Genomic DNA, 24,468 nt, shown 5'->3' with positions numbered 1-24,468 from the left:
GCAACTCCAAAAATTAAATTATCCAAATTTTTGTATCCAATACAACTATCAGATTTTGCTTCCCCTACTTAAGAACAGCTTCCACAGCGATTGGAGATTTTTTTATTTGGAAGTTTCTTGTCCTTCTGAGTAAGATTTTGTGGGAATGCCTAAATCGTCTAAAGTATTCATTAATAAGTCATCTTCTGGGATATGGTGTCTGTGTTGGGAATTTACCAAATCGTCAAGAACTTTAAGAGCTTCAAGATCCTTAAGAGCCTCTGATGCAGACTGATATCGCTCTTTGTAGTCATCCAGTACCATTTTACTGAGAATCTTAGCTAGGGAGTGGCTCACCTGAATGCGTAGTTTACCGCCGTAGGCATCGCTCCATTTGATTTCCCCATTTGCGTCTCTATCTAGCTCGCGGGGGGCTACACCAGTTAAAGCTTTAATCCCAACCATGCCAACTGCATAGATATCACTACTGTACTGTGGACGCCCAAAACATTGTTCGCTTGGTGCGTAACCCTGAGTACCAATACCAATGGTGAAAGGGGTTGACTCTTGGCGATCGAGTTGTTTGATGCCGACTTCCTTAACGGCTCCAAAGTCAATCAATACCAGTTTTCCGTCTGAGTGTCGCCGGATGATATTACTAGGTTTAATATCCCGATGAATCACGTGGTTTTCATGGACAAATGTTAATGTTTGCAATAAGTCTCTGACAATTTTGATCGCTGCAATTTCTTCAATTGCTCTACCTGCTGGAAGTTCTTGATTTAAAGGATGACCAATTATCTGTTCTTGGACTAAATAAAATTCTTCATCTTCCTCAAAATAAGCCAAAAGTTGAGGAATTTGAGCGTGCCTTCCCAATTTTTCTAATGTTTGTGCCTCTGAGTGAAATAAACGTCTGGCAAGTTGCAATCCTTCTGGTTTGGTGTTGGCTGGTTTTAATTGTTTGACAACACATCGCGGATTACCAGGACGTTGGGTATCTTCGGCAATGTAGGTTTCACTAAATCCACCGGAACCGAGAACTTTGACAATTTTGTAGCGTCTGGCCAAGACTTTTCCTGATAAGGCTAAATCTCGTTGCTGGATTAGGTGTTGGAAGTCATCTTGTTGGCTGATAATCTCTTGGACAACGGGTGAAGTTTTATACTTCTGAAAAATGTCTACTAATTGGCGTTTTCTAATGCTTTCTCTGATGACTGAGGTTGCCAAATAGCAAATTCCAGTCATGGCGATCGCGATCGTTGGTACGCTAGTGGGAAAAATTAACTGACCATAGACAAATAACCCATAACTAATTCCTCCCCAAGCGCCGGAAAGGGCGAGGCTATAGAAAAATCTATGGATGCTACGCTTGCGTCTGCTAATCATCAAGGCTGAACTGCCCACTAGCATTAGCACAAACAAACCCTGCAATGGTGGACTCTTAATTCCTGGGGCGATCGCTTTCCCTGTCATCAAAGTTGCGATCGCATTGGCGTGAATTTCCACGCCCGACATCGATTCAGTGCTATTACTACCAGCGACTGGATAATAATCATTATGTAACTGATCTGTTGCACCAATCAGCACGATCTTGTCTTTGAACACCTTTCCTTGCTGCAAATAGCTATTCCAGTTTTGCGGGTCAATTACGTGCCAAAAAGGTTTTTGCTCAAATGTACCCGCAGGCCCCCAAAAATAAATGCGATCGCCCTTTGGTTGAGGATAATTTACTTGTGCTGCCTTCAGCGCGGCTTCATCAAAAGAGAGCCGCTTTTTGGTAAATAAATCATCTTCACCTAATAACTTGGGAAACTCACTCGCTAATCGATGAACTTTTCCATCTATTTCTAAAGGAAAATTAACTGAGCCAATGGATACTGACCCCGTGCGAAACATTTGTTGTGGGTCTGTTAGTTGCGTAAAAGACCCTTGGTGCGTCTGGGAATTTTCGTAGACGGCTGCTAAGGCAACTTTATTGCCATATTTTTGCAATACTGCCTGAAATTGGCGATCGTCTGCAACTCCATAGCTACTTGCCGTATCAAAAACTACGTCTAATGCTACAGCACGGGCACCCGCTTCGATTAATTTTGTTATTACCTGCGAGTATGCAGCCCGTTTATAAGGATAAGATTTTAGTGTTTCTAAGTAGGCATACTGTTTCGGATCTGTTTTATAGTACTGTTCGGGAACCGATATTGACTGATCGTCTATTGCTAAAATTACAATGTCTTCTGGAGGCACAATCGGCCCGCGCATTTGAAAAAAGCCAGAAAGCACCTGATTTTCCATCGATTGAACCAATTCCCCACCAGAAACGCTCAATAGTGCGCCCCCAATTGCCCAAGTACCTGCCAGTAGATGACCTAAGCGAACCATCCACCGAGAGTGGCGAGCAGATGCTGTTGAAGTCACTTTTGTTGGTTTACTTGACAGTCTATTGGCAGTAGAGACATAGTTTTTAGTTAAGGTAGATGTAGGTTCTTCTGCCATATCGTGTTACTGATTGATTTTAGTCCAACACTTTTATTTATTCAGACCGCGTTTTAGTGTAAGCAGATTGAAATAAGACTTAAATGATAATCTTATACATTTGTAAAGTATCTTCTATTCATCAACAAATTTTTATTGGCAGAGCCAGCCCCCAAAAAATTCTTACTCAACCACTACTTAATTTATTCTTTTTCTGTTGAATGAGTTACAAGTAGTGATTGTCTCATAGATCGGAGTCGGATATACTCTATCAGTGCATTTGGTTCTGGCGAGATTTTACCCTAACCTAAGCAACAAGTACGTTACTAACTGGATGCTATACCAGAAGCAGTCCCAAGGCTGTCTTCTGTCTCTGGTGCAATGTTAGTAATCTCCAGAAAGCGTGTTCTGATACTGACAGCTTTACCAAAAGATAGGGTTTAATTTATATCTTACCTTAAGCCTATGTTATACCTCTTTAGGAGTAAACTTTAGTGTTATGCAGCGATGAATGCTGTTACTGGGTCAATTTTATGGGTAGATTTTGATCGCCAGGTGGCTCTTGCAGTGCTGGAGGTGAATCAGGTTAACACCCAGGATCTCAACTCCAATATTGCAGGCGTTTTTATGTCTTGAAAGAGGTAGGATAAAAGCTATAGATAAAGAACTACGTTATGGATATTAGCAAACAAGGCATTTGAAAATTGCTATAATCTATTGTTCCATCTAAATTCATATATATTATTAGGTGTAAATTTGTATGGGTTCTCCAATGAATCGTCTATCTATTTTTGTAGATGGAAACAATATGTTCTATGCTCAACAAAAAAATGGCTGGTTTTTTGACCCGCGACGAGTCTTAGAATACTTCAAACATGAGCAATCAGAAACAACATTAATTAATGCCTTCTGGTACACTGGCTTAAAAGATCCACAAGACCAGCGAGGTTTCAGAGACGCTCTAATTAGTCTAGGATATACAGTACGAACTAAAATTCTGAAAGAATATTATGATGATACGTCAGGCCGTTACTCGCAAAAAGCGAATTTAGATATTGAAATTGTTGTAGATATGTTTAATACAGTAGACCAGTATGACCGAGTAGTATTATTCAGTGGTGATGGAGATTTTGAAAGAGCAATCGAACTATTACGCTCAAAAAATACACATATTACGGTAGTATCAACAGAAGGAATGATTGCTAGAGAACTACGCAATGCTACTGATAGATATATAGATTTAAATGATATCAGAGATCAAATAGAAAAAACTGAAGGTTAGTAGCTTTAACAATTATTTACAAAAATAAGAGTAAAAGAAAAACTAGGGTTGAAGATATATTAAGCCATCAAGTAAACACTAAACAGCAAACGGCAAATGACAAACAAAACAGATCGAATCATTATTTTTGATACAACATTGCGAGATGGAGAGCAATGTCCGGGAGCGACTTTGAATATAGACGAAAAGCTAGTTATTGCCAAACAATTAGCGCGTCTAGGTGTAGATGTAATTGAGGCAGGCTTTGCCTTTGCCAGTCCTGGAGATTTTGAAGCAGTTAAGAAGATTGCTCAAATTGTCGGGACAGAAAATGGCCCGGTAATTTGTAGTTTAGCAAGAGCGATTAAAGCAGATATTGAAGCGGCTGCGGAAGCATTAAAACCAGCAGTTAATGCCAGAATTCACACATTCATTTCGACTTCTGATATTCATTTAGAGTATCAATTGCGAAAGTCACGGGCAGAAGTATTAGCGATCGCCGAAGAAATGGTAGCTTATGCCAAGTCCTTTATGACAGATGTCGAATTTTCGCCGATGGATGCGGCTCGTACCGATCCAGAATTTCTGTACCAAGTATTAGAGCGAACGATCGCAGCTGGTGCAACAACAGTTAATATTCCCGATACTGTAGGTTACACAACTCCTAGCGAATTTGGAGCAATGATTAAGGGCATTATTGAAAATGTCCCTAACATTGACCAAGCGATTATTTCCGTTCACGGTCATAATGATTTAGGCTTGGCAGTTGCTAACTTCTTAGAAGCTGTGAAAAATGGCGCGCGGCAACTAGAATGTACCATCAATGGGATTGGCGAACGTGCCGGCAATGCATCACTAGAAGAATTGGTAATGGCGTTGCACGTGCGGCGACAATATTTTAATCCCTTTTTGGGAAGACCAGAAGATTCTCAAGAATCCCTGACAAATATCGACACCCGACAAATTTATAAAACCTCACGCTTAGTTTCCAATTTGACGGGAATGTTGGTACAACCAAATAAAGCGATTGTAGGGGCGAATGCTTTTGCCCATGAGTCTGGAATTCACCAAGATGGTGTTCTAAAAAACAAACTCACCTACGAAATTATGGATGCCCAATTGATTGGCTTAACAGACAATCAAATAGTTTTGGGCAAACATTCAGGTAGAAATGCTTTCCGGACTCGGTTAAAAGAATTGGGCTTTGAACTGTCGGATACTGAATTAAATAAAGCCTTCGTTAGATTCAAAGAAGTAGCAGATAAAAAGAAAGAAATTTCTGATTGGGATTTGGAAGCGATCGTTAACGATGAAATCCAACAAGCACCCGATTTGTTCCGGGTAGAGTTGGTGCAAGTTTCCTGTGGTAGCAACGCCCGTCCCACCGCGACAGTTACTCTGCGTACGCCAGAAGGTGAAGAATTAACCGATGCTGCGATCGGTACTGGGCCCGTGGATGCAGTTTACAAGGCCATCAACCGTGTGGTGAATGTACCCAACCAGTTGATTGAGTTTTCTGTGCAGTCAGTAACAGGCGGTATTGATGCCATTGGCGAAGTGACGATTCGTTTACGTTATGAATCTAAAGTGTTTTCTGGTCATGCAGCGAACACAGATATCATCGTGGCATCCGCACAAGCTTATGTAAATGCATTGAATAGGTTGTATGCATCTTTGCAAACTCAACAAAAGCCAGAGGAAGTAACTGCACAGAAAGTCTGAGATCGGAATCTGTGAAACTGCCAGTTTTTAGCTGATGCTAACAAACTCCTCTCCAACTTTGGGGAGGAGTTATTTGTGAGTTCCAAAAATCGTTGGAAATTATGCTGACAGAAAAATATATCATTATTAGAGAAGCCACCAGCAAAGAAGACTCACTGATTGCAAAACACTTTTACCAAATGTGGCTTGATATTGGTGTTGATGAGAGTAATATTATTCTGGAGTGGGAGAATATTACCCTCAAATTTATAGAAGAAGCGCGTCGAGATTTATTTTATCAGGCTTTTATTGCAGAGATTGATAATACAGTTGTGGGTTCTGTAAGTTGTCAACTGTTTGCAGGTTTATACCCGAATGTTTTAAAAGATGAATATCGCAAGTTTGGATATATTTGGGGCGTTTATGTTGAACAATCTTACCGCAGACAAGGAATTGCCAAATCCTTAACTAATAAAGCAATTGAATATTTAAAAGCGATCGGTTGCACGCGGGTGGTTCTTAACGCCTCGCCATTGGGTAAACCAGTTTACTCTAGCCTCGGTTTCTCTGAAGGGAATGTAATGCAATTAGATTTGATTTAACAAAACAGAATTCAGAAATTAATTCTGTGTAACTAGCGGATGAATAAACCTAAATCCCATAGGATAAGTTTCTCGCTCAAGAAGCATCCGTGTTGACTCATATTCGGATTTGTACAACAGGTCAAGTTTATTGGGTTGATTATGAATATTGTTTACTTTTTTGGATTTTTCGATTTACTTGATAAGCATAAAACTTTATTCTGAAAAACGATGTTTATAACCAGTTAGCTTGTATGAGTAGCGAGAAAACAACAGAATTGCCACTCTGGGTACAAGATAGAGATATAGTCATTGCTCATGATGAAGAAGTACAGTGGCGAGAAGGAAAACGCCCCGATTATTCATACACCAATGAATTTCTTCATCAAGAGAGTAAATTTCAGCATCCTGAAGGTTCTTTAGAAGCGATCGCTCAAAACTTAGTCCGCACTTTTGAGATGGAAGCTTCTAATAAATCTAATCCTCAACAGTGGCTTTCGATTGTTACTGATAAGTTTAAGATGAGTACCAATGGCGGACAACAATTCACTGCTCAAGATGTTGCAGATGAAGGTACTTATAACCTGTTTTTGGGTAAAACTGAGCAATATGACTCTGAAACAGAAACCTTTGAATCTTCATTTCAAGTTTTTCATACAGCCTTTCCTAATGGCTTTCTTTGGGAATTAACAGAAGTTCTTTCGGGGCCGCCTAATGTTACTTTTAAGTGGCGACATTGGGGAACATTTAATGGTTCCTATAAGGACTATGCACCCACAGGTGAAACAATCGAAATCGTCGGAGTTAGTATTGCTCGCGTCACTGATGATTTGAAGATTGAGTCTTTAGAGCATTATTTTGATAATAATGTCTTTCTTCAGAAATTAACCGTAGGTGGTTGTCCTTTCCATTCCCAAAATCAGAGCAATCACTAATTTTCATTTAGTTATAGTCTATCGAATAGCACGCTCATCGGCGCTCTTAGCAAACAGCAGTGAGCGTCGATCGAGTGATTATTTATAATCATCGAAAGTCTGCAATAGAAGGGAATGCAGAGAAATTTAAATAAATTGGAAAATGCCGTTTATGGTATTCGTGTTTGCACAGTAGTAGCTGCTGTGTTGACTGAAGGTGTAAACCCAGCCAGTTTACCCGACTTTTGGGGTACAAAATCTGTTTCTTTGCTACCTTGAACCTCAGATAAGTAGCAATCTCGCACTGCTAACAACAAGCCTTTGATGGCATCTGGTGCGCCTGTTTTAACTAAATCGTCTGCCTTTTTGAAAAAATGCGATCGCCATTTACCATCGTTATTGCCATACAATTCTATTAAATACCAACCTGCAAGATATTCAGCTAAAGGATCGAGACAGAAACGGATTCTGTCTTTGGCAGAACCGATAGTTTGAATCAGGTGCAGGCGCTTTTCCAGATAATTGAGGTGTGCTTCGGGGTCATCAATACCCAAAACTGCTAATGCAGCAATAGCATCTACACGCTTGGCGGTTCCTGGTTGATAACTTTGCTGCAAGCATTCCCAGGCGATGGTTTTGGCAATTTGATGAACAGTGCGGTCATCAAATTGATTGTCTGTAACATCACGATTAAGTTCATTGATATAACCCAGCATCAAATTGGGAATATTTTCTGGCAACGCAGAAATATTAGATGTAACATCTTTACTGGCAATTAACTGTTGAGCATAGAGTTTAGCCAGCAAGACAGTGATATTATTTTGACCGACCATTAGAGAAAGACGATTACAAGCGTCAAAAAATTCCTGGTCAGTAAAGCGATCGCGTTTACCTCGCTGCATGAGATAAGCTTCCATAAAGGACGATAGCTTATTAGCCTCAATCCGCAAGGGTTTAATTATCGTCTTATTAACCCGCCCCAGCTTTTCCTCAATTCGGGAAGTAATCACCAACGCATTCACCGGAAACTCTGGTGACTCCGGCTCAATTGCTTCTCGTGTAGTCGCATTCATTTCTGAGAACCGGTCTACAATTACTAGAATGCGTTTCTTTCTTAACAAACGTAATAGTAATTCTTGACAAATCGGTTCTGGTTCATCAATTAAAGCTTGCAACTGTCCTCTGATGGCTTCTAAAAGCGGCGACTTACCTTCAGTTACCCGAAATTCTTCTTCTAACAGCACAGGTAACATCAAATGTTTGCAGAGTTGTTGGTCTTCATCCTCAGCCATTGCCCATCCAGCGATTCGACACGCTAAACTGGTTTTACCTACACCCCCTTCCCCACCAATTACTAGACAGCTACGTTGTTTCTCGAAAGTTGAGCGCAAATTCTCATTCATCAGTTGGGGAACTGTTGTACCATCCAAAACAACGGGAATGGGAATATAACAAGCGCGACTGCTAACTGTATCCTTTTTGGGAAATTGTTCGCGGGCTGCTTTGATATATTTAGCTACCCACGCATCTAATACTCTGGGATGGTAATGAAACCAGCCAACAAATAGCACATATCGCAGAGGTACATTAACGCTGATAAATGGGAGAGAAAAATCTGTGTAGGGTTTGAGGGCGTTGTTAATTTTCAACAACCATAAAGGGGCTACCCGCAAGAGAATTAACCAAATAGAAGGCAATAAGATAAGGTAAGCGGCAATCCCCAAGAGTAATTTATGCTTAAATAGCGATTCTAGAACTCTATCAAAGAGGCGAGTTTCTTTTTCTGCTTTCAGGGCATTGAGAGGGCGACGTATCAGCCTAATGTCCGTCTCTGTGAATTTATCTTTGTATTTTTGTATAGTTGCCAATACCTCTTCAAAGTCTGAGATGACTTTCTGCAACTTGGAGGTAGGTAAAGCATTTGCCTTGTCCTGAAAGCCTGCCGCTATTCCTCCTAAACCTTTGATAGCACCTAAACGCACGTAAAACTGGTTATCATTCAACAGGGCAATTAAATTCGGGACAGAAGATACTGCTTCTGTACCCATTGCACCCAAAGCGTAAGCAGAATTGTAACGTACAGTGGGGTTCTTATCTTTTAAGGCAGCAGTTAATACTGGGACAGCTACTTTCGCTTCTACCCCAATTTTTCTGAGTGCAGAAGGAACATAAATGCGAACGAATTGCTCCTTGTCTTGTAATGCCGCCATCAAGGATGGAACTGCTGCTTTAGCTGCTGTACCAATATTTCCTAAAGCTAAGGTGGCGTACAGGCGGACTTGTCCATCTTCATCCTGCAATGCCGCACTTAAGGCTGGAACTGCTGGTGCTGCTTCTGCACCCAAATCTCCTAAAACCGAAGCCGCGTGCCAACGAAGATTAATATCCTGATTTTTCAACGCTTCAATCAGAGACGGCACTGCTGCCGAACCGATATTAACTAATGCATCTGCTGCAAGGCTTCTGATGTGGGCATCGTTATCTATCAGCTTCTCAATCAGAGGAGCAATTTTGCTGTCAGTAGTGATTTGCGCCCAACTATTGCTTGTGCATAGTAGGAACAGTGTCAGGCATAAGACAACCACCTTGAGCGCACTAAGTAATACTTGTCTGGTATGCTTTGTCATTGAATCGGATTGAATCACCCGATGAACAACTCCAGTCAGAGAAACTATACCTAAGATTGTAATCTAACTGTCAATGTGGGTTAGCGATGTCTACGATGGTCACTGAGCTTGTCGAAGTGCGGGCTACGCCTACGCACTGGTTAGCTTCCGCTTTGCTCAAACTCGATTAGCATTGGGATTTAAACGCATCATCATTTTTTCCAGTTCTGTCAAAATTTTAAATCCATAACGTCGATAAATTCCATGAGCATCTTTTGTACCTTGACGAAACACCTTGGTACGAGGAAAGTAAATATTGATGGTTATGGGTAGCAATTACAAAATACAATTGCGGTTTACCACATCAGTAGTCGTCGCCAGGAAAGGCTATTACGCTTGAACGCTTACGGCATTTGTGGGATGGTTAGTTACCGAGCGAGAAAGCAATGCTGTTAGAATCTAAATAAGAATATTAATTATATAGAGCTAGAAAATATGTACATCCAAATTAAACCAGAACTAGAGAAATTTATTCAGGCACAGCTTGCAAGTGGTAGATTTACTAATGCAGATGATGTCATCAATGAAGCCTTTAAATTATTACAAGAAAGAGAGCAGCGACTTGAAGAATTACGGCAAAAAATTGCTGTAGGAACTGAACAAATTGCTAAGGGACAAGTAACTGATGGCGAAGTTGTATTTGCTAGATTACAAGAAAAAATTCGTCTAATTGCTGAGGAGTCCTCTGAATGAGTAATTATTCATTTTCAGATGCAGCAATTCGAGATTTAGATGAAATTTGTGAATATATTGCTCGGAGTAACCCAAAAGCAGCCAGTAAACTTTTTGATGACATTCGCTCCAAATGTAAATTAGTAGCGAGTTTCCCTAATATGGGAAAAAGCTATGGAAGGCTTGTAGCAAATCTGCGCGGTTTTGTTATGAATGATTACATTATATTTTACTATCCAAGAGAAGACGGAATTAGTATTACTCGTGTTGCCAGTGGTTATCAAGATTTAGAATCTTTGTTCGTAGATTGATAATTATTAGCGATGTCTACGACGGGCTTCGCCTACGCACTTATTTACCCCCGCTTTGCTCAAGCTTGGTTAGCATTAGGATTTAAACGCATCATAATTTTCTCTGGTTCCGTCAAATTTTTAAATCCATAACGTCGATAAAGTCCATGAGCATCTTTTGTGCCTAACATCCATCTTTGAACATCTTGCAATTCTGGATATTCCAAAATATATTCTACAAACCATTTTCCTAAACCCTGTCCTCGATAAGGCTCCAAAATAAAAACATCTTTTAACAACGCAGAAGTTGCATAATCCGTGATGACTCTCGCAAAGCCAACTTGTTGATTATCTTCATAAAGTCCAAAACATAAAGAATTTTGTATTGACTTTTCCACAGTAGCTAATGGAATGTTTTCAGCCCAATAGGAGGTTTGCAAAAAATCATGAATCATTTGAATATCTAATTTAGATTTATCGGTGTTGATGTAAAACCGATGTTTTAATTCTTCATTCATCTCGCTACATCTTTTATTTAATAGGTTGAAAAATTATAATTCATTCTTGGGGTCAGTGGTTTTGTAGTGTCAAATGATGAAATTACTGAACCATTAGCTGGATAACAGAGGCTATATTCAGCATTTAATGATATGGGTGCATCTAGTTATTGATTATGAATCAGCCTACAACAATATCCTGGCAAGAAGTTCGAGCAGCTTTCAAACAAATCTGGGGTTATGAAGATTTCCGTCCACCACAGGGAGAAATTGTCAATAGTTTGTTGTCACAGAAAGATGCGCTGATTATTATGCCTACAGGTGGCGGGAAGTCGATTTGTTTTCAACTTCCCGCACTGCTACAAACAGGATTAACCTTGGTAGTTTCGCCTTTGGTGGCGTTGATGGAAAACCAAGTTCAAGAATTACTACAAAGCCACCAAAAAGCAGCACTTTTGCACAGTGAATTATCTTCATCTCAACGCCGTGCAACTCTGCAAGCTTTGGAACGCCAACAGCTAAGATTACTTTATTTATCGCCAGAAACTTTGCTAAGTGTCCCAGTGTGGGAAAGATTATGCCATCCGCAATTGCAAATTAATGGTTTGATTTTAGATGAAGCTCATTGTTTAGTGCAGTGGGGTGATACTTTTCGCCCAGCTTATCGCAGATTAGGGGCGGTGCGTCCTGCGTTGCTCAAATCAAAACCACCAGGAACAAAAATTAGTATCGCCGCTTTTACCGCTACTGCTGATCCCTCAGCCCAAAAAATTATTCAAACAGTTTTACAATTACAGCAACCAGAGATTTTTCGCTTGAATCCTTACCGCCCGAACTTGCATCCCAGCGTTCGCATCGCTTGGACACCACGAGGTAGGAAACAACAATTATTAAAGTTTATTCAAAATAGACCGCACCAATCGGGATTAGTTTATGTTCGCACTCGGAGAGATAGCGAAGATTTAGCCCAATGGTTAGCAGAGATGGGTTACGCTACAGCTAGCTATCATGCGGGATTGGGTGCAACAGAACGCCGTGAAGTAGAAGCAAGCTGGTTAAGTGGCAAAATGCCCTTTGTTGTTTGTACCTGTGCGTTTGGTATGGGGATAAATAAAAGTGATGTTCGCTGGGTAGCACATTTTCACGCGCCGCATCTGCTATCTGAATATGTGCAAGAAATTGGCCGCGCTGGAAGGGATGGGAAACCAGCTGAAGCGTTAACGTTGGTGAGTGAACCTACGGGGTGGTTAGATTCAGGGGATAAGCAAAGACAGGATTTTTTTCAACAACAAATGCGATCGCAACAACAAATAGCGCAGCAACTTGTGAAAAAATTACCAAAACAGGGAGAAGTGAGTGCAGTAACTCGACAATTTCCCGAAGGTGCAACGGCGCTAGCTTTACTCCATAGCAGTGGCCAGCTAAACTGGCTCGATCCTTTCCATTACACCATTGGGCAAAAAGCGGGAAATCAGCCACCAACGCAATTACACGCTGCTAAACAGATGCAGCAATACCTAACAACTAAGCAGTGTCGTTGGCAGTTTTTGTTAAATGCTTTTGGTTTTGACAAAGAAGCAGTTAACCTGCGTTGCGGACATTGCGATAATTGCCGTCAATGAGTATAAAAGACTCGTCGTCGAGTATCAAAGACTCGTGAACGAGTATAAAATGCTCGTCGCCGAGTATAAAAGGCTCATTCACGAGTATCAAAGGCTCGTCGCCGAGTATAAAAGACTCGTTCACGAGTATCAAAGACTCGTTGTCGAGTATAAAAGGCTCGTTCACGAGTATCAAAGACTCGTCGTCGAGTACAAAAGGCTCGTTCACGAGTATCAAAGACTCGTTCACGAGTATCAAAGACTCGTCGTCGAGTATTACTCCCTTGCTGCTTGTTTGCCGTTAGGTGTTCCCGCTAGAATACCTAGATTTTTTTAATAACTGCGATCGCGCAGCGTCTCGTTAGAGAAGGAAGCAAAGGAAAAGATAAATGATTTTATCGCGCGACAGGGAATAAGTTAAAACTTTTTTCTTTCCCTGCTCCCCTAAATATTCTCTAGCTAGGTTCATCCAATAGGATGAATTGTCATTTTCACCACCAAGTGACAATAGGGTAGTCAAGTAGAGGATAAAAATATGTCATCTGCTCAAGCGCCCTCCCTACCACCGTTGATTCCGCGCGAAATTCTGTTTGGGAATCCCGAAAAAACCAGCCCACAACTCTCGCCTGATGGCAAGTACTTGGCATATATCGCCCCTGATGAGAAAAATGTCTTGCAGGTATGGTTGCGAACTATAGGACAAGAAGACGACCAGATATTAACTGCGGACAAAAAGCGCGGTATCCGCATTTTCTTCTGGACTTATAACGCCGACCAGTTGATTTATATGCAAGACTCGGATGGCGACGAGAACTTTCACCTCCACTTAGTTAATATTCACTCCAAAATTGTGCGTGACTTAACGCCATTCCAGGGTGTGAAAGCAGAACTTGTGGAACTGGAACCAAAATTTCCAGACCAAGCGCTGGTAGCGTTGAACTTGAACAATCCTCAAAAGTTTGACGTTTACCGCATCAACCTTAAAAATGGTGCGGTTGAGTTCGACACTGATAACCCCGGTAACATTATCAGTTGGACATCTGATGCTGAGTTCCAAATACGTGCAGCAACAGCTAGCACAGCCGATGGTGGTTACGATTTGTTGTTGCAGAAACCAGATAAACAGTGGGAAATTCTCCGCCACTGGGGGCCAGAAGAAGAAGGGAATTCTGTTAGCTTCTCAGATGATGGTAAAACCCTTTACATTCAAGGGAATCATGATGCTAACGCCAAACGTCTGCTAGCTGTTGACCTAGATAGCCGTCAAGAAACTGTCATTGCTGAAGATGAACAATATGATGTCGTGGGGATAATTATTCAACCACTGACGCGAGTTATCCAAGCAGTTTCTTTTTACAAAGATAAACAGGAATGGCAGGTAATCGATCGCAGCATCGCCGCAGATTTTGAGGAAATCGCTAAGGTGCGTCCTGGAGAATTCTCTATAATTAGCCGTGACTTGGAAGATAAAACCTGGCTAGTAGCTTATAGAACTGACGATGGGCCAGTTTATTACTATGCCTACAACCGAGAGTCCAAAACTAGCACTTTCCTTTTTAGCAACCAACCCAAACTCGAAGCGTTGCAGTTAGCTTCAATGCAACCAATTTCTTACGAAGCGCGGGATGGCTTAATTATCCACAGTTACTTGACAACCCCTGTGGGAATACCTACGCAGAATCTCCCAACAGTACTGTTGGTTCACGGCGGCCCTTGGGCGCGGGATGTTTGGGGTTTCTCTCCCACAGCGCAATGGCTAGCTAACCGGGGTTATGCCGTTCTGCAAGTGAACTTTCGCGGTTCCACGGGCTACGGTAAAGCATTTTTGAATGCTGGGAATCGCGAATGGGCTGGTAAAATGCACAACGACTTAATTGATAGTGTTAACTGGCTGGTGGAAAAAGGCATTTCCGATCCACAAAAGATTGCGATTATGGGCGGTTCTTATGGAGGTTACGCCACTCTAGTAGGGTTAACTTTTACACCAGAAATATTTGCGGCTGGCGTGGATATTGTCGGGCCAAGTAACTTGATTACTCTGGTAGAAACTATACCGCCTTATTGGGAACCATTGAAGGCAATGCTTTATCATCGCGTTGGTAATTTAGAGACAGAAGAGGAGTTTCTGAAATCGCGATCGCCTTTATTCTTTGCTGACCGAATTCAAAAACCTTTACTCATCGGTCAAGGTGCAAACGATCCGCGGGTGAAACAGTCAGAAAGCGATCAAATTGTCAACGCAATGCAACAGGCTGGTTTACCAGTGCAATATGTACTTTACACAGATGAAGGACATGGTTTTGCCAGACCAGAAAATCGGTTGCACTTTTTTGCGATCGCCGAAGAGTTTCTCGCTAAATACTTAGATGGTAGATTTGAACCTGTAGGAGATATTCCAGGCCATTCAGGAATAGTTAAATAAAGTCTCAAAAGGGTGGTTAGTGTCATTTACTGACCACCTTGGTATTTTCAATAGTTAGCAAGGTTTGCATATTTCAAAGGGAACTCGAACAAGCTCATCATTACCCACCAATATCTGAAAAGTCCAGATTCCTGGAGCAAAAGCTTGGACTTGGAAGAAAAGTACAAACTTTTGTCGAATAATCTTACATGAACTTTGCATATCGGCAAAAATAGAAGTTTCAAAAACCACAATGTACTCTGAATCAAGAATTTTGATGCATAACTCTTGCCTGGTTATGACGTTCACTTCATTTGCTTCAACCACGAATACAAAGTACCCTTGCACAATGCTGGGAAAATCGTAAACAATGTATGATTCCCATCCGCACCCAAGTGTGTAAAGCAGTCCATCGCGTATTTCTGCGTAGTTTGTGAGCAAAGCTGAAGATATCCAGATTTTTCTAGTAGAAGATTCCGCAGCTGCTGGTTGTGCTTGTGTTGGTGCTTGACGACCTTTACCCCCTTTACCACCCTTGGCTCGCAGCAAGTTACCGAATATTGTATCTTCACCATCCTCACCATCTCCTCCGTTTTCTCCACCTCTTCCGGCACGGCCAACATTGATCTCAACTACATCTGGAATATCTTCCGCCCGAAAACATGCTGTTACAAACTCACCGCCACCTCCCCCTTCGCCTGCTACAGCCTCATCACCTATAGCTCCCCCACCACCTCCTCCAGTACCGGGTGCTTCGCCAGGATGACCGTCTAAGAAGAATCTGTTCCCTCCAGGCCCACCATCCCCTCCTAACGCTCCAAACCCAATTGCACTACCTCCGCCACCGCCAGCGCTAGGAGCTTTCCCTCCTTCGCCACCAAGTGACACAGGGGACATCTGTTCGTAGTCGATTCCCAGAAACTGCTTGCGGACAGTAACCATTTCAGGTGTATCAAGGATCGCAGTAATCCTTTCCAAGTGAAATAGTTCAGTAGGAATTGTTCCCGCAGCTTTCTGAAGAGCTTGACGTTGTGCAAGACTAAGTTCCTGATTGGTAACGAAGGCTAACGCCTCTACTTTGTTGGATTTGACACCCTTAATGTCATTAAGAAATTTCTTCTTAATATCTGTATAATTTTGCTGTCTTCTTGGAAAGTAAACAGCCATCAACCACTGCTGACCATCCTTGTTACAAATAGCATCTTTTGTTCCGTCCTTACCACCCAGTGGATGGCTAGGATCTAAGCCTTTATAGCCTTCATTGAGCAAGATTTGCGCTGCTAGTCGTTCTGATGGAGCCTGACCGTTTGTCCACTCTCGCAGCCTGTGCCATGTCTCGTCCCATCTGTTGGTCAATATGAGTATTCTGGCTAAAGCCAGCCTTGTATGTTTAAATACAGTGTGCGATTTAGCACGCTCATGACTGAAATTTTACTGTATAACAGCGATTTAGTATCTCTATCTGGTATCTTCTACTGTATTTTTGCGATTTAATATACTAATTTTCGGAAATAAAAATTACGCAGTTTACTAACCCATAAAAAATTTAACTAACTTTACAAAACTGACTTAGATTTTAAGTCTACTAAGATAACTTTGACCACACAATATTGTGTTTGATCGCACTTCTCAAATCCCTTCGTCTGTCTGCCTTTTAAATTTAAACTAAGAAATGGCATTACCCGCATTGCTTTCTCCAGCGTTGAGTACTTGCTCTGCGGTTAGCTGTAATTCTGGAAAAATAGTAGAAGCGATCGCAGTATTTCCTGAAAATCTGGTTTCTTCATAAAACCCGTCAACTAATATTAGTACAGTAACTACATTTATTTGTGGATCGACAATCCAATATTCAGCAATTCCCCTTGCGGCATACTCAGAACGTTTGTAGCAATAGTCTCGATCTTCGTTAGCTTTGCCAGGAGAAACAACTTCGACAACTAAAGCCGGAGGTGGCATATCTACAGTGATTGTGGATCGTGTTGCACCTTCCAAGGCTGTTGCAAGTTCATCCGTCAGCACAACTAAGTCAGGAATGTGAGTTGTCGCACGAGAACCAGCAACAACAATTTCAACTTTGTTACTTAACCGATTCACTGGGACGAACTTAAGGAAATTTACCAGTAAAAAGAGAGATATCTGGACATTTTTTGGGCTTTCGGGTGGTATTGGAACTAACTCACCTGCTACCAGTTCATACTGGCTATCCGTGCCATCGTCATATTTCAAATATTCCTCAAGCCTTAAATGTTTGCCAATGATTGCAGTCATATCACTTCAATAGAAGTTACGTATTGATAGTTTATTAAATTCATCAATCCCGATTTATTATTTAAAACCACAGATAATTTATGAGTCTTTATCTGTGGTTATATTTTCATCTAATTGACTTTTGCAAAAGATTTAGTAAACGCCTGATTATTTAAAGCGATCGCTTCCCTAAAATTGCTGCAAAAACCGCAAATCACTAGCATATAACCGACGAATATCGTCGATTTGATGTAACACCATTGCAAAGCGTTCTACACCAAAACCGGCAGCAAAACCTGTATAAACTTCTGGGTCATAACCCACAGACTTAAGTACATTTGGATCGACCATACCGCAGCCCATCACCTCCAACCAGCGTCCATTCCACTGCAAATCTACCTCAGCAGAGGGTTCGGTAAACGGGAAATAACTGGCGCGGAAGCGAATTGGTAAATCGCCAAATATTGCTTGTAAAAATACTTTAATTGTGCCCTTGAGGTCTGTAAAAGTTAGTCCCTCGTCAATGGCTAAAAGTTCTATTTGATGGAAAACTGCTGAGTGAGTCGCGTCTACATTATCTCGCCGATAAACTCGCCCTGGAGCAACAACCCGAATCGGTGGTTCTTCTCTTTCCATGTAACGAATTTGCACTGACGAGGTATGAGTGCGTAAAAGATTCCCGTCTGGCAGGTAGAAGGTATCCTGCATATCACGGGCGGGGTGGTCAGGCGGGGTATTAAGAGCCTCGAAATTATAGTAATCTGTTTCCATTTCTGGCCCTTGAGCCACGGTGTAGCCCATACCAACAAAGATATCCAGCGCCCGGTCGATAATGCCGTTGAGGGGATGAATGCGACCTTGGGGGCTGTAAATACCCGGCATAGTTACATCCAGAGTTTCCGCCTCTAGCTGTAACTGAATTTGCGCGGCTTCTAAGGCAGCACGTTGCTGGTCTAGACTAGTTTGCAAAGATTCTTTGACTGTATTGGCGATCGCTCCAATTTTTGGTCGTTCCTCTGCACTCATTTGCCCCATACTTCGCAACAGTGCCCCCAGTTCTCCTTTTTTACCCAGATAGTTAACTCTGAGTTCCTCTAGGCGTTCTAGGGTGTCGGCAGCTGCGATCGCTTTTTCTCCTTCTTGCCGCAGTGCTAAAAGTTGAGCTTCTAAATTGCTAGTCATTAGTTATTAGTCATTGGTCATTAGTCATTAGTCTATAGTCAAAAGCTGTGAATCGGTCGATAAATAAACTTACAGCTATGCCATTAACATCAGCTAAAGGTGAGGGTTGAAACCAAATCTCTGTTTATCAGTTATAGACGATTGGGCTAGTACAGCAGGCGGGTAAATCCAGTTAACATCTCACTTAACAATGAGCAACTTGTCTTAAAGGTAGGCAAAATTTCGCCACCCTGTCTAGTGAGTATAAATATTTTTTTGCTGCTTGTGACCTCAGACATTGACAAATGGCTAATAACAAATAACTAATAACTAATGACCAATGATTAATGACCAATGACCAATGACTAATGACCATGAAATTACTAATTAGCAACGATGATGGCGTTTCTGCCCTGGGGATTCGTACCCTAGCCAACTACTTGGCAGAGGCTGGTCATGATGTGAGTGTAGTTTGTCCCGATCGAGAGCGATCGGCAACTGGACACGGGTTAACTTTACACCAACCCATTCGTGCCGAAATTGTTGAAGGGATTTTTCATCCTGCTATCAAAGCTTGGGCTTGCGATGGTACGCCTTCAGATTGCGTCAAATTGGCACTGTGGGCTTTATTGGAAACTCCCCCAGATTTGGTTCTCTCTGGTATTAATCAAGGTGCGAATTTAGGAACCGAAATTCTGTATTCTGGCACTGTTTCTGCGGCAATGGAAGGTTTAATTGAAGGCATTCCCAGTGTAGCGCTGAGTCTTATAAGTCATACATCTAAAGACTTTCAAGCTGCTGCTAAGTTTGCCACAGTTCTTGTAGACCAGTTAGCCCAAAAACCACTGCCAGATTTAATGTTGCTCAACGTCAATATTCCTGCGGTCAAATGGGAAGAAATTGCCGGAGTTGCTCTCACTCGTCAAGGCCTACGGCATTACACTGATGTATTTAATAAACGAGTTGATCCTCGTGGAAAAACGTACTACTGGTTAACTGGAGAGATAGTTGAGGATGTGGAACCCCCAAGCGGCTTAAATCTGCCTCAAAATGTACCTACAGATGTGGAAGTTGTACGTAAAAACTACATCAGTGTTACTCCGTTACAATACAATCTTACTTACGCAACTGGATTAGAGAAATTATCAGAATGGGAATTCAATTTTCCTGGAATCATTTGATTTATCAGCATAAAAATGTGGTTATTCAAATGCATCACTGAAAAATGTAGGCTATAACGTAGGGGCACTCTTGAAATAACCGATACACATTCAGCCCAAAACCTGGGAAATTCTAACTTACGCATTTCATTCACATTTACACAATCGGCCGGAAACAGGATATGCTGTTTTACCAAGAAATTCTCCCTCTAACAAAATCGGTGAGACAGCATAAACTTAGACAAAATAAGTAACAATTCTTTCATTTATCGCCCGCTCAGTCCAGCAAGCAACACCCATGTCTAGGATAGAGAATCAATTTACCGTACAATTTTGGGGCGTTCGTGGCAGCATCCCCAGCCCTGGGCCACACACTGTTCGTTACGGCGGTAATACCCCTTGCATATCAATGCAAGCGGGCGATAAACGCTTAGTTTTCGATGCTGGCACGGGACTACATGTTTTGGGGCAATCTTTGTTGCGCCAAATGCCATTAGAAGCTCACATATTTTTTACCCACTCTCATTGGGATCACATGCAAGGTTTTCCCTTCTTTACGCCAGGGTTTGTAAAGGGGAATGACTTTCATATTTACGGCGCGATCGCACCTGATGGTTCTACCATAGAACAGCGCCTCAACGATCAAATGTTGCACCCGAACTTTCCCGTACCCTTGCAGATTATGCAAGCCAATTTAAATTTTTACGACATTCGACCGGGGCAACCAATCCACATTGATGACCTTACCGTAGAAACAGCACCTTTAAACCATCCAGGTGAAGCTGTAGGATACCGCGTCAACTGGCGTGGTGGTGCAGCTACTTACATCACTGATACCGAACATTTTCCCGATCGACTCGATGAAAATGTGCTGTGGCTAGCTCGTAATGCCGACATCTTAATTTACGATTCTACCTACACAGATGAGGAATACCACTCGCCAAAATCTCCGAAAATTGGCTGGGGGCATTCTACCTGGCAAGAAGCTGTAAAAGTGGCACAAGCCGCTAACGTCAAAACTTTGGTGATTTACCACCACGACCCAGCGCACGATGACGACTTTTTGGATCGTGTAGGCAAACAAGCAGCTGCAAAATTTCCTGGTGCTATTATGGCACGGGAAGGATTGGTACTTCAGGTTCCGACCTCAGTTGTCTTATCAGAATCTTTTCCTGTTAGCAAGTATTCTACCTAAAGATTGCGATCGGAGGAATTGGAGATTTTAGATTAGATTGGTGATCGGAGGCTTTCAGCGCCAGAGCGTCCCTGTTGGCTGTACGGTGAGACAGCGCTGCCCAGAGTTGTCAAAGCGCTGACCACAAGATTAGGGCGACAACAGGAGGACACACTAGTCATTGGTCACTGGTCATTGGTCATTGGTCATTGGTTATTTACAAATGACAAAGGACAAAGGACAAATGACAAATTGGTACTACAAAAGCTGTCCTCCTCAAGGCGGTTTACCATAGGGTAGCTTCCTGCTGAGAGCTAAAATAAACCTAAAATCTCAGAATCCACGTGCTAAATTTGTCTAAAAATGGGTGTTCTGTGCGGGTTGCTTTTTCGAGCGAAGGGCTACTAACGCCGACTGCTGTTGCCCTTGGCAAGTTTGATGGTGTTCATCTTGGTCATCAAAGAGTAATTCAACCAGTCTTGCACGCTGGTGGTCACTTGTCAGTAGCTAGTAGTCCGCACTCAAAGGAAAATCAACTGACTAATCAAGAATATACTTATTCAACAGTTGTCACCTTTGACCCCCATCCACAGGAGTTTTTTACAGGGCAACCCAGGACTTTGTTAACGCCACTGGATGAAAAAGTCCAACAATTGCGATCGCTTGGGGTAGAACAACTGGTACTACTACCCTTTGACAAAGAATTGTCTGCGTTGACCCCCGAAGAATTTGTCGAAAAAATTCTCGTGCAACAACTGCGATGCCAACGAATTAGCATCGGGCAGGATTTTTGTTTTGGCGAAAAACGCAGTGGTACTGCTCAAGATTTGCAATTACTCGCCGCCAAGCACAATATTCCCGTTACCATCGTTCCCTTACAAACTTATACAGGTGATTCGTCCATCCAAACCAATTGCGTCAGTACTACTCCGACTCAGGATGCCCGCATTAGCACTTCATTGATCCGCCAAAACCTTGAGCAGGGAGACATCGAAAACGCAAATCTGTTACTAGGACGCCCCTACACCCTCCTTGGTGATGTCGTTCAAGGTCAACAATTGGGCAGAACAATTGGCTTTCCTACCGCAAACCTCCAATTACCAAAAGAAAAGTTTTTGCCTTGCCAAGGAGTCTATGCTGTGCGTGTTTTCACTCTCGGTCAAACATCTGATACTGCTCCTAGTGAGAACTTGGGCGTCATGAATATCGGGAATCGTCCAACTGTAAACGGTACTTATTCATCTGCGGAAGTACATTTATTCGATTGGTCTGGTGATTTGTATGGCAAAAAACTGGTTGTGCAGCTAGTTAAATTTTTGCGCCCCGAACAAAAATTTCCTTCTCTTGAAGCCCTGAAAACACAAATTCAACTTGACTGCGTTGTTGCTAGAGAAGTTTTGAATGCTTAGTGGGAACAATAGATAGGGCATTGGGCGCGGGAGGCAGAGGGGCAGAGGGGAAAAACTAAACTGTACTGCAACTTCTCCTCTGCTCCCCTGCTCCCCTGCCCCCCTGCTCCCCTGCTTCCCCACTCCCCACTCCCTACAACGCATGAGAGAAAAAATCGACGCTTTAACACAAAATCTGGCTCTAACCATCGTTGGCAAAGCTGAAGCAATACGCTTAGTGCTAGTCGCCTTGTTAGGTGGTGGTCATGCTCTCTTAGAAGATGTTCCTGGTGTTGGTAAAACCCTACTCGCTAAATCCTTAGCTCGCTCGCTGGATGGCAAGTTTCAACGGCTACAATGCACTCCCGATTTACTGCCAACTGATATTACTGGCACCAACATCTGGAACCCAAAAAGCGGCGAATTTACTTTTCTTCCTGGCCCAGTGTTTACCAATGTGCTATTAGCTGACGAAATTAACCGCGCCACACCCCGCACTCAGTCAGCTTTATTAGAAGTTATGGAGGAACATCAGGTAACAGTTGATGGTGTCTCTCGTGCAGTTCCCCAGCCCTTTTTTGTCATTGCCACTCAAAACCCTATCGAGTATCAAGGTACTTTTCCTCTGCCGGAAGCGCAAATGGATCGGTTTATGTTGTCGCTGAGTTTGGGCTATCCTTCTGAGGCAGAAGAATTGCTGATGCTACAAAATCTCCAAAATGGTGTCAAAGTTGCTGATTTGCAGCCTTGTATTACCTTGGCAGAAGTACAGCAATTGCGTTACCTCTGCTCTCAAGTAAAAGTGGCAACTTCCTTGCAACAATACATTCTCGAATTGGTACGGGCAACACGTCAAGATGAGGAAATCGCCCTTGGTGTCAGTCCCCGTGGCACATTAGCATTACAACGGGCTGCCCAAGCGTTAGCTTTTCTATCAGGGCGTGATTATGCCATTCCCGATGATGTGAAATTTCTTGTCCCTTATGTTCTGTGCCATCGACTTATTCCTAGAGGAGGGCGCAATTCAAGAACTGTTGTTGAGCGATTATTGCGATCGGTTTCTATTCCTTAAGGTAAAGTGACTTTGATGAGCTAAAAAACAGCTATCCGAGGTGGCGATAACTGTATTTCTTGCTGGGAAAAATATTTTTTGCGCTTTTAACTCCAGTTTATTCTGCATCAGTTTGCACATTGCCTATCAATTCATCCAAATTATCAGAGAAATTTCCTCGCACTATCTTTTTAGCTAACTCAAAAAGAAGCCTCACATCTCACCGCGTTCGCGTTAGCTTTCCGCAGGAAAGCGGGAGTGTGGGATGAATTTTTGGACACACAAGTATTTATATTACTGTTGTCAATATCAATAAATGTGTTGCTTGCCAAAACTACTTACGCAAAATTCGAAACACTGCCAATACTGCGTAAGTCTTATGATTAGCACAAGCGCCACTTTTAAATATTTGGGAATGTGAGGAATGTCAATTTTTGTTAAGCGCAAAATCCGCGATGCCTACGGCGGGCTACGCCAACGCCAAGCACTACAGCCAAGCGCCGAACGTGAATTCAAACGCCAATTTTTCGGTTTACTTCTGGTAATTATAACGTGGAGTTTAGCTATGGGCTGGCTTCTAGCCTTGGCAACTAACGCCCAAAGTGCGACTCCTCCTGCTGAAATTGGCACTGTTGATGTAGTACCTGCACAATACCAACTGGGGCAAGAACTGTATTTAGAAAACTGCTCCAGATGCCACATTGCCATACCACCAGCCGTTTTACCTACCCAAACTTGGAAAAATCTCCTGCAAGACTCGCAGCACTACGGCGCACAACTCCAGCCCTTAGTCGATCCGCAACGCATCTTAGTGTGGAAATATCTTTCGACTTTCTCCCGCGTGCAGCTAGACGACGAAGAAACACCATATCGCCTCAACAACTCGCGTTATTTCAAAGCTTTGCATCCAGGAGTTGAGTTACCACGTCCCGTCCAAGTTGGCAGCTGTGTCAGCTGTCATCCCAGTGCTAATGATTACAATTTCCGCCGCCTGACATCACCAAAGGCAGAAGGGCAGAGGAGATAGGGCGCAGAGGGGAAAGATCCTGTGAGAAAGCTTGCCTCTGCTCCTCTACTCCCGCATCCTGGCCCCATCTGGGGGCAAAATGATACTATGAAGAAAGAGTAGTGCGATTCGATGTCGCACGTAATGAGTTAAATATCCTGACTGGACAAGGTTTTACTTAAAAGCATGATTATTGCACCGATGCCGAAGGATATCTACAGGCGAGTGTCCAACGCCTGTCCT

The 24,468-nt window shown here is 42.5% G+C and carries 22 protein-coding genes; 15 read left to right on the top strand and 7 right to left on the bottom strand.

The features are described from left to right. Positions 1-102 precede the first annotated feature (102 nt). Positions 103-2,475 (bottom strand): CHASE2 domain-containing protein, encoded by a 2,373-nt coding sequence (locus AC1F2U_RS29640; RefSeq protein WP_480264388.1) that lies wholly within the window; start codon positions 2,473-2,475, stop codon positions 103-105. 486 nt (positions 2,476-2,961) lie between these two features. On the opposite strand from AC1F2U_RS29640, the gene AC1F2U_RS29635 reads away from it, so the two are divergent. From AC1F2U_RS29635 to AC1F2U_RS29615, 5 genes are all read left to right on the top strand, one after another. Next, positions 2,962-3,090 (top strand): hypothetical protein, encoded by a 129-nt coding sequence (locus tag AC1F2U_RS29635; protein WP_480264387.1) that lies wholly within the window; start codon positions 2,962-2,964, stop codon positions 3,088-3,090. A gap of 124 nt (positions 3,091-3,214) precedes the next feature. Beyond that, positions 3,215-3,736, top strand: a complete 522-nt coding sequence (locus AC1F2U_RS29630; RefSeq protein WP_041565194.1) for a LabA-like NYN domain-containing protein — start codon at positions 3,215-3,217, stop codon at positions 3,734-3,736. 96 nt (positions 3,737-3,832) lie between these two features. After that, entirely contained in the window at positions 3,833-5,437 is a 1,605-nt protein-coding gene (locus tag AC1F2U_RS29625; protein ID WP_480264386.1) for a 2-isopropylmalate synthase, read from the top strand. A 101-nt stretch (positions 5,438-5,538) separates the two neighbouring features. Then, positions 5,539-6,018 carry a GNAT family N-acetyltransferase gene (locus AC1F2U_RS29620; RefSeq protein ID WP_480264385.1) on the top strand — a complete coding sequence of 160 codons (480 nt, stop codon included), beginning with the start codon at positions 5,539-5,541 and terminating at the stop codon, positions 6,016-6,018. A gap of 233 nt (positions 6,019-6,251) precedes the next feature. Beyond that, positions 6,252-6,932, top strand: coding sequence for an ester cyclase (locus AC1F2U_RS29615; protein ID WP_480264384.1), 681 nt, complete (start codon positions 6,252-6,254; stop codon positions 6,930-6,932). A gap of 149 nt (positions 6,933-7,081) precedes the next feature. On the opposite strand, the gene AC1F2U_RS29610 is transcribed toward AC1F2U_RS29615, so the two are convergent. Together AC1F2U_RS29610 and AC1F2U_RS29605 are read right to left on the bottom strand one after the other, a co-directional pair. Beyond that, entirely contained in the window at positions 7,082-9,556 is a 2,475-nt protein-coding gene (locus AC1F2U_RS29610; protein ID WP_480264382.1) for a HEAT repeat domain-containing protein, read from the bottom strand. A 138-nt stretch (positions 9,557-9,694) separates the two neighbouring features. Next, positions 9,695-9,853, bottom strand: coding sequence for a hypothetical protein (locus AC1F2U_RS29605; protein WP_480264381.1), 159 nt, complete (start codon positions 9,851-9,853; stop codon positions 9,695-9,697). A gap of 159 nt (positions 9,854-10,012) precedes the next feature. On the opposite strand from AC1F2U_RS29605, the gene AC1F2U_RS29600 reads away from it, so the two are divergent. Together AC1F2U_RS29600 and AC1F2U_RS29595 are read left to right on the top strand one after the other, a co-directional pair. Further along, positions 10,013-10,270, top strand: a complete 258-nt coding sequence (locus tag AC1F2U_RS29600) for a type II toxin-antitoxin system ParD family antitoxin (protein WP_480264380.1) — start codon at positions 10,013-10,015, stop codon at positions 10,268-10,270. Beyond that, positions 10,267-10,560 carry a type II toxin-antitoxin system RelE/ParE family toxin gene (locus AC1F2U_RS29595; RefSeq protein WP_480264379.1) on the top strand — a complete coding sequence of 98 codons (294 nt, stop codon included), beginning with the start codon at positions 10,267-10,269 and terminating at the stop codon, positions 10,558-10,560. The genes AC1F2U_RS29600 and AC1F2U_RS29595 overlap by 4 nt, the downstream gene beginning before the upstream one ends. Positions 10,561-10,619: 59 nt before the next feature. On the opposite strand, the gene AC1F2U_RS29590 is transcribed toward AC1F2U_RS29595, so the two are convergent. Then, positions 10,620-11,057, bottom strand: coding sequence for a GNAT family N-acetyltransferase (locus AC1F2U_RS29590; protein WP_099102278.1), 438 nt, complete (start codon positions 11,055-11,057; stop codon positions 10,620-10,622). 155 nt (positions 11,058-11,212) lie between these two features. Between AC1F2U_RS29590 and AC1F2U_RS29585 the strand changes: the two genes are divergently transcribed. The 3 genes from AC1F2U_RS29585 (at position 11,213) to AC1F2U_RS29575 (ending at position 15,059) form a co-directional block, all read left to right on the top strand. Then, entirely contained in the window at positions 11,213-12,658 is a 1,446-nt protein-coding gene (locus AC1F2U_RS29585; RefSeq protein ID WP_480264377.1) for a RecQ family ATP-dependent DNA helicase, read from the top strand. Between the two features lie 34 nt (positions 12,659-12,692). Continuing rightward, positions 12,693-12,974 carry a hypothetical protein gene (locus AC1F2U_RS29580; protein WP_480264376.1) on the top strand — a complete coding sequence of 94 codons (282 nt, stop codon included), beginning with the start codon at positions 12,693-12,695 and terminating at the stop codon, positions 12,972-12,974. Positions 12,975-13,172: 198 nt separating this feature from the next. Beyond that, entirely contained in the window at positions 13,173-15,059 is a 1,887-nt protein-coding gene (locus AC1F2U_RS29575) for a S9 family peptidase (protein ID WP_480264374.1), read from the top strand. 54 nt (positions 15,060-15,113) lie between these two features. Here AC1F2U_RS29575 and AC1F2U_RS29570 read toward each other — a convergent pair whose 3' ends face one another. The 3 genes from AC1F2U_RS29570 to pheS all read right to left on the bottom strand — a co-directional run bounded on the left by AC1F2U_RS29570 (position 15,114) and on the right by pheS (position 18,467). After that, positions 15,114-16,394, bottom strand: coding sequence for a glycine-rich domain-containing protein (locus AC1F2U_RS29570; protein ID WP_480264373.1), 1,281 nt, complete (start codon positions 16,392-16,394; stop codon positions 15,114-15,116). 309 nt (positions 16,395-16,703) lie between these two features. Next, on the bottom strand, positions 16,704-17,306 hold the full coding sequence (locus tag AC1F2U_RS29565) for a Uma2 family endonuclease (protein ID WP_480264372.1): 603 nt from the start codon (positions 17,304-17,306) through the stop codon (positions 16,704-16,706). Positions 17,307-17,474: 168 nt separating this feature from the next. Next, a complete protein-coding gene (pheS, locus tag AC1F2U_RS29560) occupies positions 17,475-18,467 on the bottom strand; it encodes a phenylalanine--tRNA ligase subunit alpha (protein ID WP_480264371.1) in 993 nt (330 codons plus the stop codon). Between the two features lie 353 nt (positions 18,468-18,820). On the opposite strand from pheS, the gene surE reads away from it, so the two are divergent. The 5 genes from surE (at position 18,821) to AC1F2U_RS29535 (ending at position 24,246) form a co-directional block, all read left to right on the top strand. After that, complete coding sequence (gene surE / locus AC1F2U_RS29555) at positions 18,821-19,627, top strand: 5'/3'-nucleotidase SurE (RefSeq protein WP_480264407.1); 807 nt, start codon at positions 18,821-18,823, stop codon at positions 19,625-19,627. A gap of 277 nt (positions 19,628-19,904) precedes the next feature. Further along, entirely contained in the window at positions 19,905-20,801 is an 897-nt protein-coding gene (locus AC1F2U_RS29550; protein WP_480264370.1) for an MBL fold metallo-hydrolase, read from the top strand. Between the two features lie 323 nt (positions 20,802-21,124). After that, positions 21,125-22,189 carry a bifunctional riboflavin kinase/FAD synthetase gene (locus tag AC1F2U_RS29545; protein WP_480264368.1) on the top strand — a complete coding sequence of 355 codons (1,065 nt, stop codon included), beginning with the start codon at positions 21,125-21,127 and terminating at the stop codon, positions 22,187-22,189. Between the two features lie 142 nt (positions 22,190-22,331). Beyond that, on the top strand, positions 22,332-23,240 hold the full coding sequence (locus tag AC1F2U_RS29540; RefSeq protein ID WP_480264367.1) for an AAA family ATPase: 909 nt from the start codon (positions 22,332-22,334) through the stop codon (positions 23,238-23,240). 403 nt (positions 23,241-23,643) lie between these two features. After that, positions 23,644-24,246 (top strand): cytochrome C, encoded by a 603-nt coding sequence (locus AC1F2U_RS29535; RefSeq protein ID WP_480264366.1) that lies wholly within the window; start codon positions 23,644-23,646, stop codon positions 24,244-24,246. Positions 24,247-24,468: the final 222 nt, after the last annotated feature.

The sequence above is a fragment of the Nostoc sp. LEGE 12454 genome (genome assembly GCF_056620565.1).
Note: the sequence above shows the minus strand (reverse complement) of the source record. Positions and strands in the feature narration are given on the sequence as shown.